Raw genomic sequence first — 10,966 nt, 5'->3', positions numbered from 1 at the left:
ATTTATCCCTCCCCGTCACATAGGAATGGTCCGTTTCTCAATAGAAACTGGTAATCTTCATTCGTATCTACATCAAAAAAATATACATCTTTATCCAATTTTATCTGTTTTCCCATACAAGCACTGCGCAGCAACCTTCTAGCCCCTTGGTCCCCTGATAAATCCATAATTCGTGGAAAAAGACGCTTGGATAGGAGAACAGGTGGTTTCAACACACCATAATGGGAATAAGCAATAAACTCCTCAGAACCCTGATACAGATCTATTAATCGATTAATCACTTCCGTTGTCACAAACGGCTGGTCTGCAAGCAAAACGACAACACCTGCCGCCCCTAATTCCACCGCAGCCTTCACCCCGGTTTTAAGGGATGCGCTTTGACCACAGTCGGCTTCCTCGCATTCGATAATTCTCAAACCCCTTTTTTGGGAAAAAGGAGCAACCCAATGAAGCGAATCTCCCTTTCGTGTGACGGCGAAGGTAATCTCCAGCTTTGATTCCAGCGCCGCCTGTAACGCAATGCTCCCCAACCACTGATTTCCAATCGGTAAATTCAATTTATTCCTGCCCATCCTGCTGCTCTTCCCTGCTGCAAGATAGATTCCCACTAATCCGGAATGGTCCATAAAAGCTCCACTTTCTCATGCATAGGTTTTCTCCACACTTCAATCATTTCGGCCATGACACTAACTGCGATTTCAACGGGGCCTTTTGCTCCAATCGCAGCGCCTATTGGAGAGTGAATCCAATTTGGAATATCTTCGCTTTTTAATAGTCTCTTTGTCCTCTCTCTCGGCCCTAACACCCCTAAGTATCTGATATTTTTATTTAGTACCATTTTTACTATTTCTTGATCCCTTTGAAAATGATGCGTCATTACCACAACAAAATCATACGGTGAAAAAGAGATTTGTTTTAATAGTTTAGGAGGAAATCCCAGTATTAGTTCTTTAGCTCGCGGAAAGTATTTTTTCTGGCAATACGTTTCCCGCCAATCACAGACCACCACTGAAAAACCTGTTTCTGCTGCTAACGAAGCAAGTGGGATCGCATCTGGTCCTGCCCCAAACACAATGAGCCTCGGTTTTGGTTGAACTGTTTGCTGAAAGACAGTCGGAGCTCCTGACATCACACCGCTTTTCGAGGTAAACTCAATAACTGGGATCCGGCCCGACCAGTTCCCAAACGGTTCGCCTTCTTCCTCAATAAAAATATATTCTCCCAAGTCATCTAGTTTTTTTAATCCGATTACAGGCTTATGTTGACTCAGAAGCGTTTTGACTAATTTAAAATCCTCTTTTACTTTTTCCGTGACTGGCTCGATTAATATATCAATGGTTCCATTACAGCCGGCACCTTGGCCCCAGCCCAAATCATCCTCATCAAACAAGTCGTATTGAACCAACATCGCCTCTTGTTTCGCGAAAACTTCCTTCACTTGAATGGCAAGGTCTGTTTCCAAGCATCCTGCCGTTAACATACCAATCTGCCTGCCATCCGCAAAAAACAGCATCGAAGAGCCTTCTTTTTTATACGCTGATCCCTTTACTCGGACGATTGTAGCTAAAACCTTTTCCTCCGGCTGGTCCAGAACATCTAAAATTTGATAAAAATCCTCCACGCTTCTCCCCCACTTCAGACACATGAATTCCTATCTTATTTATATTAAGACGGATGCTATTCCTAGAATGATTAATTTTTCATTCGATGCTTTCATACTTATTAGTAAGAATGGCATGAAGGGGCGCTTATGATGAAACTGGGAAAATTTAAAGATCCGCTGCCGATTCCTCCTGTTTTAAAACCAAAGTGGAAATCGGGCGACTATACGTATTATGAAGTTAGCATGGTGGAAACAAAGCAATCACTCCATAGTGATTTACCCCAAACAACGTTATGGGGATATGAGGGGATTTACCCTGGTCCAACTTTTGAGGTGGAAATGGGTGAAAGAGTATTTGTAAAGTGGAAGAATGAATTGCCCGCCAAGCATCTTTTGCCGATTGATCATACGGTTCATGGTGCGGAAAAGGAGAAACCGGATGTTAGGACGGTTGTCCATCTTCATGGGGGAAGAACAGAGCCAGCGAGCGATGGGTATCCTGATGCCTGGTTCACGAATGGTTTTGCTGTAAAAGGGCCCATTTTTGAAAAGGAAATTTATGAATACGGAAATCAACAAACGGCACGTACCCTCTGGTATCATGACCATGCAATCGGGCTAACGCGATTAAATATTTATGCAGGACTTGCGGGGTTTTATTTGATCAGGGACCGTTATGAACGTTCATTGAATCTTCCCAGCGGTCCTTTTGAAGTCCCATTACTGCTACAAGATCGAACATTTCATGATGATGGCACATTGTCGTATCCAGATCAGCCGGAAAACAATACATCAGGGATCCATCCATCAATTATCACATCCTTTTTTGGGGATACCATTCTTGTAAATGGGAAGGTATGGCCTTTTTTCGAGGTAGAGCCGCGAAAATATCGCTTTCGCTTCTTAAATGCAGCAAATGCCCGCTTTTTCCGGCTATCATTGGATTCCGGACAATTATTTTTTCAACTTGGCACGGATAGCGGGTTTATGGAGCAACCGATAGGTGTAAAGACGTTACTTATTGCACCTGCTGAGCGCCTTGATGTCATTATTGATTTTTCAAATCTGGGAGGAAAAGCAATAGTATTGAAAAATGATGCCCCGACGCACTTTCCGATAGGTGATCCCGTAAACCCTGAAACCACCGGCAACGTCATGGAATTTCGGGTAACAATGCCGCTTTCCAGCATCGATACAAGTATGGTCCCAGCCTATTTGGGTCCTATCAAGTGGCTTCAGACAAATTCCGCACAAAAACAAAGGTTTTTAGAATTAAGTGAGGAAAAGGATTTATATGGAAGGTCACTATTTCTGCTTGCTAAAAAAATGTGGGATGATCCAATTACAGAAAATCCGCGTCTTGGCTCAATTGAAATCTGGAATTTTGTTAACACGAATGGCGATGATCACCCCATTCATATTCATCTTGTTCAATTTCAAATCCTTGGAAGACGGGCATTTGATGTAGATTTTTATAAAAAAACAAAGCAAATAAGATACACGGGTCCAAGGATTCAGCCAGAGATGGGTGAGCGTGGCGGGAAGGATACAGTCAGATGCCCACCTGGCCATATTACCACCGTCATCATACCGTTTTTCCCCTTCACTGGACAATATGTTTGGCATTGCCACATGCTTGAACACGAGGATTATGAAATGATGCGGCCCTATATAGTACTTCCGCCGTACTAATCAATAAATTCATTTACCCTATTAGCTTGTGTTTTTGAATATCGGTTAATGTAGTCTTGTGCTGGTCGCACTTTCCGCCATTGGGGCACCACTGTCTATAACATTTCCGATCTTACTTGTGATGAGAATGATTCAATCCATTGGCAGCAGCGCCATTTGGTTTTCACGGGAAGAGATCAAATTAAGAAAGTTATTTTATCGGTAGTACATAAAAAAGCACACAGAAGAAGTGCGCGGCACTGCCAGCAATGACGAAAAGATGCCAAACGGCGTGGTGGTATGTAAAGCCGCGCCAAACATAAAAAATAGCCCCAAGTGTATATAGCGCACCACCAATAACTAGATAAATCATTCCTTCAGGGGATAGATTGTTTACTAACGGTTTCCATGCGAGAACCATTAACCAGCCCATTACGACATAGAGAACCGTTGAAGTGAAAAGATATTTTTTCACAAAAAAACATTTAAAAACGGTACCGGCAATCGCAAGACCCCAAACAATCCCGAATAGTGACCAGCCGATTGTCCCTTTTATGACGATTAATAAAAATGGTGTGTATGTCCCTGCAATAAAAAAATAAATTGATGAGTGGTCAAAAATTTCAAAAACATCCTTCTCCTTTCCTACTGGTAAGCTGTGAAGTAATGTGGATGACATATAGAGAATAAACATCGTTACACCAAAGATTGTAAAGCTCACAACATGCCAAACTGTTCCATACAAAGAGGAAAAAACGATTAAAATAACTAAGGCAGATATACTAAGTATTGCCCCGATGCCGTGTGTAATGGAATTTGCCACTTCTTCCTGCTTTGAAAATGTATGTGTTGCAGCCATGCTTAACTTCCCCTTTCAATTTATGTAAGGAATCTACCACCCAATAGAATCCCAAATAAATATAAATGATATTCACCAAGTTAGCATGAGAATAGTACTTGAACAATGGACATTTATCATATTACGTAAAAAAGACCAATCCGTTTTTTGGATTTGTCATCTTTCAAAAACTATTAATTATTCCTTCATAGTTTGTTCATATTTATCCTTTACTATATAAATAGGTTCACTAAGAACCTTTAACCTCCGCCCCCTTTTAATATAGATTGGAAATGCCCGGCATAATGGCCGGGTAATTTTTTTTGCTATAATGAAAATAGTAAATACAAAGCTGTTCCCCACATAATCAATGCTGATAGTTTATTTAGAACAAGCAGAAATTTTCCGGATTGGTCAAGTTTCCCTACAAATCTTCCTACAAGTGATAAACCAAAAAACCACATCCATGAAACAACTATACATACGACCATAAACGTTATTTTCGCTGAGCCTGTATAGGATAACGAACTCGTTCCAATGACACCAATTGTGTCCATGATGGCATGTGGATTTAATAATGAAACAGAAGCTGCAAAGGCAATCTGCTTGCGTGGTGAAAATGATTTAGCGACGGCTGCTTCTGCCTGGGGCTTACTTTTCCATGTTGTATACCCCATGTATAATAAAAATAGGATCCCGGCTACAAGTAAAGTAACTTTGATCCAAGCCACACCTAAAACCACCGCAGAGACCCCAAAAACAGCCAAAGAAATCAGGAATGTATCACAAATAGAAGCCGTCAACACCACCGGAAGCACAAACAACCATCTCTTCTGCATCGCTCCCTGATTAAACACAAACACATTTTGAACACCTAATGGCAGAATCAGCCCAAAGGCGAGAATAAATCCATGTATTGCAGCACTAATCATCTTCTCTCTCCTAAACCTTTTTCCCTTATCCTAAGTATACATCTCTCAAACACTGTCAATAACAATAGCAAATACGTTATTGAAAGGTGTTTTGAAATGAAGGGAATTTATTTTATAAATGATCGCATCAGTTTAAATGGACTCTCCAAGGAAGAGAGCATTTCACTGCAGGAACAATCGATAAAAAACTATCTATCAGATCAAAATATCCAAATTGTAAAACTCAATCCTTATCAACTAAATGAGTATTACACCATCCCCCACGCACTTTTATACGACTTAAAAAAAGGGAAAAGCGGGTTTGACTGTTTTATTTATTACTCACTTCAAACAATTGAAGATTTTATTTACACCTATCCCGCTAAATGGCTCATCTTAAAAAGCTTTTTTAAAGAAATCATCATCGTTGATAAACAAACCGATTTGAATGTTCAAAAAGTAATTTAATCATTAGACTTATGCGACGTTCTTTGATATATGATCACAATATATATTAAAAAAATGACTAATAAATAGCAGCCATAGATACCAAAGGAATAAAGCTTATTTTTGCTAAAAATAGAACCTGCATAAGTTAAAATAAGAATATTGGGGATTTTCCCTAGTGCCGATGCAATAAAAAAGGTAATCCCCGTGACATGACTTAACCCGCAAATGATATTTACGACTGGTGCAGGAATAATTGGGATTATACGACAAGTGAGAATCGCGACAAAAGAATTTCGATTTAGAAAATCCTCATATTCTCTGACTTTTGGGTATTTGGTAAGTTTCTCTTCTGCAAAATCGCGGAAACCATATCTGGATAAAAGGAAGAATCCTATTGTTCCGACCATTGCACCTGCTAAAGAGATCCATACACCTTGGGCGGCTCCAAATACTGCCCCGATAACCCCCGCCAAAACGGGAAAGGGAATAACCGGAAAAAAGACACAAATGGCTACTAGCAGCATGCTAATGAAGATGGATATGGTTCCACCTTGTTTGACAAGGTGGAGTAATTCATCCTTCTGCAAGAAGCCCACGGTAATAATGAAAAGCAGGATACATATACTTAGGATTCTTTTAATCATCAAATGCTCCCTTCAGTGTTATTGTTAAATTTATTACGATTCTGTCGAGGTGTATGGGAGCCAAATGGTCACCGTCGTTCCTTCTTCTTCAACACTATCAATATTGATTTTCCCATTATGACTTTCAATGATTCGAAAGCTTGTCATTAAACCAAGACCTGTCCCCTTTTCCTTTGTCGAATAATATGGTTCCCCAAGCTTGGACAATCTTTCCTTTGGAATACCACAGCCGTTATCAATAAACTGCACGATTACTCCTGTTTCATCTGAAAAGATGCTTACATCAATACGTCCTTTATTGGATATAGCCTCAAGGGAATTTTGAATCACATTCATAAACACTTGCTTTAAGGAATTGGCATCCCCCAAAATTCCACGAATCGGTTGTTCATAAAGGAAAATGAATTCTTTATTTTCCATTAAAGCTTCCGCCTGGAACAGTTGGATCACTTGTTTAACTAAGCGATCAACATGGACAATCATTGTTTTTTCGGTATGCGGTTTGGCCATCGATAAAAATTCAGAGATTATGGTCTCTACACGAAGTAATTCATCTAATACAATTCTTAAATATACAGGATTTAGCTCTTTTTCCGAATATAAAAGCTGCATGAATCCTTTGATCGGTGTTAGAGGATTGCGAATTTCATGGGCAACTGCAGCGGCCATTTGACCGACAACCGCTAACTTTTCTGATTTCCGTAACCGTTTATCCCGGTGTAATAGTGCTTCCTCCATATGTTTTTTCTCAGTAATATCGAGAACTTGTCCAAGTAAAAATTCCTCACCCGTTGACTTTTCGCTGATTCTTGAAACAGTTAATATCCCTGTTTTTATTTCACCTGACTTGTGAATATACCTTTTTTCAAGCTGGTATTCATCCCTTTGTCCGCTTAGTAATTCCCCAAATAGCTGCGTATCCTTTGCCATGTCTTCCGGATGTGACACTGCCTCCACTGGCAAGGGTGATATTTCCTCCAAAGAATAACCAAGAAATTCACAAAAGGCAGGATTATATAGTAATGTAGAAAAATCAGTTAAACCAATCAATTGCGGAATTCTTGATTGATAGAAAACCTCTTTAAATAGCGATAAATTAAACATGTGAACCTCCAAAACTTTTAATAGCATTTTGAGAATCATGAGGTCATTTGAATAAGTCAAAAAAAAAAGCACCTTTCTTAGTATAAAGGTAAAATGCCAATTCATAAAGAATAAGTTTTCTGATTTTTTAAAAATTGAAAGCCCTTCAAACCGCTTGAATAGAATGTAGAAATATTGTAACAAACCATCCATGCACATCGACAAGACAAAATTATAATTAACCTATAGATACAATTTATATGGTTTAAAAATAATTAAGAATTTGGTGATGAAGATGCAGGGAATTAGTAAAGGACATCCCCATGCAATGGGGCATCCAAATGGAGCAGGAAAGGCAATTGATTATGATGTGAATCCATTTATTGTCATTTGGGAGGTAACGAGGGCTTGCCAACTAAAATGCGTGCACTGCCGGGCAGATGCTCAGCTAATACCAGACCCGCGAGAGCTGTCACACAAAGAAGGGATTAATCTAATCGATCAAATCTATGAAATGGATAATCCGATGCTTGTTTTTACCGGCGGGGATTGTATGATGAGAGAGGACCTTTTTGAGCTTGCTGATTATGCAATCAAAAAAGGAATGCGCGTGTCGATGACACCTAGTGCCACTTCAAATGTAACGATCGAGAAAATGAAACGGGCGAAAGAAGTAGGTCTATCCCGCTGGGGCTTCAGCCTTGACGGTCCAACTCCGGAAATTCACGACCATTTCCGCGGAACGCCGGGATCATTCCATTTAACACTTGAAAAAATTAAATACTTAAATGAACTTGAAATGCCACTGCAAATCAATACAGTTATTTCCCGCTACAATTATGACTCCTTAGAAGAAATGTCCAAGCTCGTTGCGGAGCTGGGTGCTGTTATGTGGTACATCTTCTTACTAGTACCAACAGGTCGTGGGCAATTAGATGCCTGCATTACGCCGGCAGAACACGAAAAGGTTTTCCGCTGGCTGTATGAGCTGAGTAAAACGGCTCCATATGACATCAAAACAACTGCTGCCCAGCATTATCGCCGTGTGGTCCTGCAGCAGAAAACACGGGATCATGTAATCGATAAGGGTGAAATTCATTACGAAGATACGATAACAACTGATTTCGCCTCGATGCACGATGGCCTAAAGCGTGCACCAAAAGGGGTTAACGATGGTAACGGGTTTGCGTTCGTTTCCCATATTGGTGATGTCATGCCAAGTGGCTTGCTGCCGATTGTCGGCGGAAACATCCGTGATACCTCACTTGCGGAAATTTATCGTGAATCGAAGGTATTTAAAGAGCTGCGTCAGCCTGACAATTATAAAGGCAAATGCGGTATCTGCGAATATAATAAAATTTGCGGCGGTTCCCGTTCGAGAACCTATGCAGTGACGGGCGACTATTTGGAAAGCGAACCATTCTGTGTCTATATCCCGCAGGCAATGCGGAATAAAGAAACAGCGGAAACAGTATAAAAGATTTCTTAAAAAAGGCATTCCAAATTAGTGGAATGCCTTTTTTAATGCAGTAAATGATTGGAACCGAAAACATCTATTAAATTCATTTACTAGACGCCAATCCTTATTCAATTAAACCGGTATCTTCGATTTGGACTTTCGTTTGGACCTTAAATTTAATTCTTGGATAAAGCCGTTTCCACTCCTCCCAGTCGTCATTGTTAAAATGGCGGGACCGGTAGCGAAGGCCGAATCCAATCGGATCAAGATTTGCTTTTTGGATTTTTACCAATAAAGCCTCAATTTCCTTGTTCATCGATTTCTCAGCCGCTTTTTCATAAACCGATAATTGTGCATTTGAAACACGCCGAGTTGTTTCCTCCAATGTGCCATCAATCGAAACCTTTACCTTTATAAAAGGTTCTTTTCCCTTTGGTGTTAGGATTTTATATTTCGCTTTTAATTTGTTTGTATCAATAATTACTTTTGTTTTCCCTTTGGTAATTTTATTCGCACTTTTCTCCTCACGTTTCCTTAAGAAATTAAGTATTTTTGTCTCTTCCGGCTCAAGCGTCATCTTCAGTTGGTTTTTATTAAAAAGTCCGACCGTATTAATCTCTAATAAATCTTTTTTCGCTTCAATGATTGGCAGGAGTGGATCGATTCCTCGTTCAATTAATCGATATTTATAATCGAATAGGAACTCCGAAAAAACGTAAGGGCTCTCGGATCCCTCTTTCCCCAATGCTAGAAACATGGCATTTGACGGAATACGCTCCGATTTTGGCTTCACTTTTAGTACCTCTAGTGCACTCGGTTTACCAATAGCGACCCATGCAATCTCCTGGATATCCCTTCTCCTCGTAAACCAATAATTGATCCCGGCATTTCCCTTTTGCATTACTATCTCTTCTCCGAACACAACAACTTTCGCATGACTGAAATCAATCTCTTTGTCCACTTTGGTTTTAATAATTCTTACTGCTTCAGACATGGAGTCTGCTTTTTCCGAAACAATGATCGAATCAGTGCTAGTTCCTTTTGACTCACTAGGTATCGCAAATTTAAGACTGACGAGATATTTCTTCGAGCTGTTTTTGGCAACATCCACGCCAATGCTGACAACAAAAAAGCGCTTATCTATATCTTTAAAACCGCAGCCGGCTAACAGTAATACGGTTAGAAGAAGCATGACGCTGCATTCCCATTTGACAAAGGTTCTCAAGCTGTCCGCCTCCTAGCCCAAACGAAAAAAATAGCGACGATAATGATTTCAATGCCTACACGAAGCACCATCCAATAGACAGTCACCTTGTTTAATAAAACTGTATTTAGGTAAATAACTCCGGCGACCGAACAGAAAGTCATAAAAGCAAGAATTGTCCAATTCTTTTTTTTACTTATTTTCCCCTTGAAGGTTCCCTTAATTAATTCATAGGCCACATGCCAATGGACTGATATACTTATAAGTGTAATGCTCATATAAAACATTAAAAATAAGAAGATAACTCGTTCAATTGGACTATATACCAACCTAAGTGAATCAGATGTAGTAATCCAAGGATAAAGATACTCTACAGCACCATCTGAACCGTGAAAACCAATCGGAATAAAGAATGTGGTAAATAAATTGAAAACTCCTAAAAAGAAGATGGCGATAAAATTCCAAATCTTTAATTTCCCCTTAATCACCCGATTAAAAATGATCATGTTAGCATACCCGGAAAAACAATAGGTAGCTGCAGCGATCGATTTCAAGCTTGGCCTTTCGAAAATATGGGTCCCAACCTCCATCATCGAATCCCAGCTAAGGTAGTCATTTGTAAACGCCTTAAAAACGATAAAGGCAATCAATGGAGTATTGAGGAAAAGGACAATTTCAAGAAAATACATGACCCTTTCCGTAGGAAGCTGAATAATGAGAAAAATAGCCGCTAAATAGATGACGAGCAATCCTAACTTCGGCATTTCCGGATTCACATACCTCGACAATATATCTATAAATCCAATTAAGGTTATGAGTCCTGCCGAAAACCAGAGCAATTGAATACTGCCCAAATGGAGGATTTTTAACCATCGATGCTTGGCATTAGCTAAAATTTCTGGCATCCCTTGTTCCGGGAACTTGTTGATCGCCGTACTGTAAAAATAATTAAGCGCAACTCCAATCGGAATGGCAATTACTACACCCATCACCGCTCCTTTAAAGCGATATTCGATTAATATTTTCGGCACAAAAATAATTACATTTACAAGCATATTCAATAACACTATATATAAATAATATCGGTTCATAACCCTCCCCCC

General features: G+C 39.8%; 11 protein-coding genes and 1 pseudogene. 4 read left to right on the top strand and 8 right to left on the bottom strand.

Features of this window, described 5'->3' with window-relative positions; all coding sequences use genetic code 11:
* Positions 1 to 2: 2 nt before the first annotated feature.
* Positions 3 to 626 carry a nucleotidyltransferase family protein gene (locus tag ACIQXV_RS16115; protein WP_402960225.1) on the bottom strand — a complete coding sequence of 208 codons (624 nt, stop codon included), beginning with the start codon at positions 624 to 626 and terminating at the stop codon, positions 3 to 5.
* Positions 608 to 1,621 carry an XdhC family protein gene (locus tag ACIQXV_RS16110; protein WP_402960224.1) on the bottom strand — a complete coding sequence of 338 codons (1,014 nt, stop codon included), beginning with the start codon at positions 1,619 to 1,621 and terminating at the stop codon, positions 608 to 610. The genes ACIQXV_RS16115 and ACIQXV_RS16110 overlap by 19 nt, the downstream gene beginning before the upstream one ends.
* A 132-nt stretch (positions 1,622 to 1,753) precedes the next feature.
* Here ACIQXV_RS16110 and ACIQXV_RS16105 point away from each other — a divergent pair, with 132 nt between their 5' ends.
* Both ACIQXV_RS16105 and ACIQXV_RS16100 read left to right on the top strand, forming a co-directional pair.
* The gene (locus ACIQXV_RS16105) at positions 1,754 to 3,295 is read left to right on the top strand and encodes a multicopper oxidase family protein (RefSeq protein ID WP_402960263.1); all 1,542 of its coding nucleotides are present in this window, start codon (positions 1,754 to 1,756) and stop codon (positions 3,293 to 3,295) included.
* A gap of 55 nt (positions 3,296 to 3,350) precedes the next feature.
* A pseudogene (locus ACIQXV_RS16100) lies at positions 3,351 to 3,455 on the top strand (hypothetical protein); the annotation flags it as partial.
* A 30-nt stretch (positions 3,456 to 3,485) separates the two neighbouring features.
* On the opposite strand, the gene trhA reads toward ACIQXV_RS16100, so the two are convergent.
* On the bottom strand, positions 3,486 to 4,133 hold the full coding sequence (trhA, locus tag ACIQXV_RS16095; RefSeq protein ID WP_402960223.1) for a PAQR family membrane homeostasis protein TrhA: 648 nt from the start codon (positions 4,131 to 4,133) through the stop codon (positions 3,486 to 3,488).
* 305 nt (positions 4,134 to 4,438) lie between these two features.
* Positions 4,439 to 5,044, bottom strand: coding sequence for a LysE/ArgO family amino acid transporter (locus tag ACIQXV_RS16090; RefSeq protein ID WP_402960222.1), 606 nt, complete (start codon positions 5,042 to 5,044; stop codon positions 4,439 to 4,441).
* Between the two features lie 96 nt (positions 5,045 to 5,140).
* Between ACIQXV_RS16090 and ACIQXV_RS16085 the strand changes: the two genes are divergently transcribed.
* A complete protein-coding gene (locus ACIQXV_RS16085) occupies positions 5,141 to 5,491 on the top strand; it encodes a hypothetical protein (RefSeq protein ID WP_402960221.1) in 351 nt (116 codons plus the stop codon).
* Here ACIQXV_RS16085 and ACIQXV_RS16080 read toward each other — a convergent pair.
* Positions 5,488 to 6,117, bottom strand: coding sequence for a TVP38/TMEM64 family protein (locus ACIQXV_RS16080; protein WP_402960220.1), 630 nt, complete (start codon positions 6,115 to 6,117; stop codon positions 5,488 to 5,490). The genes ACIQXV_RS16085 and ACIQXV_RS16080 overlap by 4 nt on opposite strands.
* A 33-nt stretch (positions 6,118 to 6,150) precedes the next feature.
* Complete coding sequence (locus tag ACIQXV_RS16075; RefSeq protein ID WP_402960219.1) at positions 6,151 to 7,221, bottom strand: ATP-binding protein; 1,071 nt, start codon at positions 7,219 to 7,221, stop codon at positions 6,151 to 6,153.
* A 274-nt stretch (positions 7,222 to 7,495) separates the two neighbouring features.
* On the opposite strand from ACIQXV_RS16075, the gene ACIQXV_RS16070 reads away from it, so the two are divergent.
* Positions 7,496 to 8,677, top strand: a complete 1,182-nt coding sequence (locus tag ACIQXV_RS16070) for a TIGR04053 family radical SAM/SPASM domain-containing protein (RefSeq protein WP_402960218.1) — start codon at positions 7,496 to 7,498, stop codon at positions 8,675 to 8,677.
* Positions 8,678 to 8,783: 106 nt separating this feature from the next.
* Here the strand turns inward: ACIQXV_RS16070 and ACIQXV_RS16065 are convergent, their stop codons facing one another.
* Positions 8,784 to 9,884: a Ger(x)C family spore germination protein gene (locus ACIQXV_RS16065; RefSeq protein WP_402960217.1), complete on the bottom strand. Its 1,101-nt coding sequence runs from the start codon at positions 9,882 to 9,884 to the stop codon at positions 8,784 to 8,786.
* Entirely contained in the window at positions 9,881 to 10,954 is a 1,074-nt protein-coding gene (locus ACIQXV_RS16060) for a GerAB/ArcD/ProY family transporter (RefSeq protein WP_402960216.1), read from the bottom strand. The genes ACIQXV_RS16065 and ACIQXV_RS16060 overlap by 4 nt, the downstream gene beginning before the upstream one ends.
* Positions 10,955 to 10,966: the final 12 nt, after the last annotated feature.

This window comes from Neobacillus sp. NPDC097160 (assembly GCF_044762155.1).
Classification (GTDB): domain Bacteria; phylum Bacillota; class Bacilli; order Bacillales; family Cytobacillaceae; genus Neobacillus.
The sequence above is the reverse complement of the archived record's forward strand: the minus strand, read 5'-3'. Positions and strand labels throughout refer to the sequence as shown.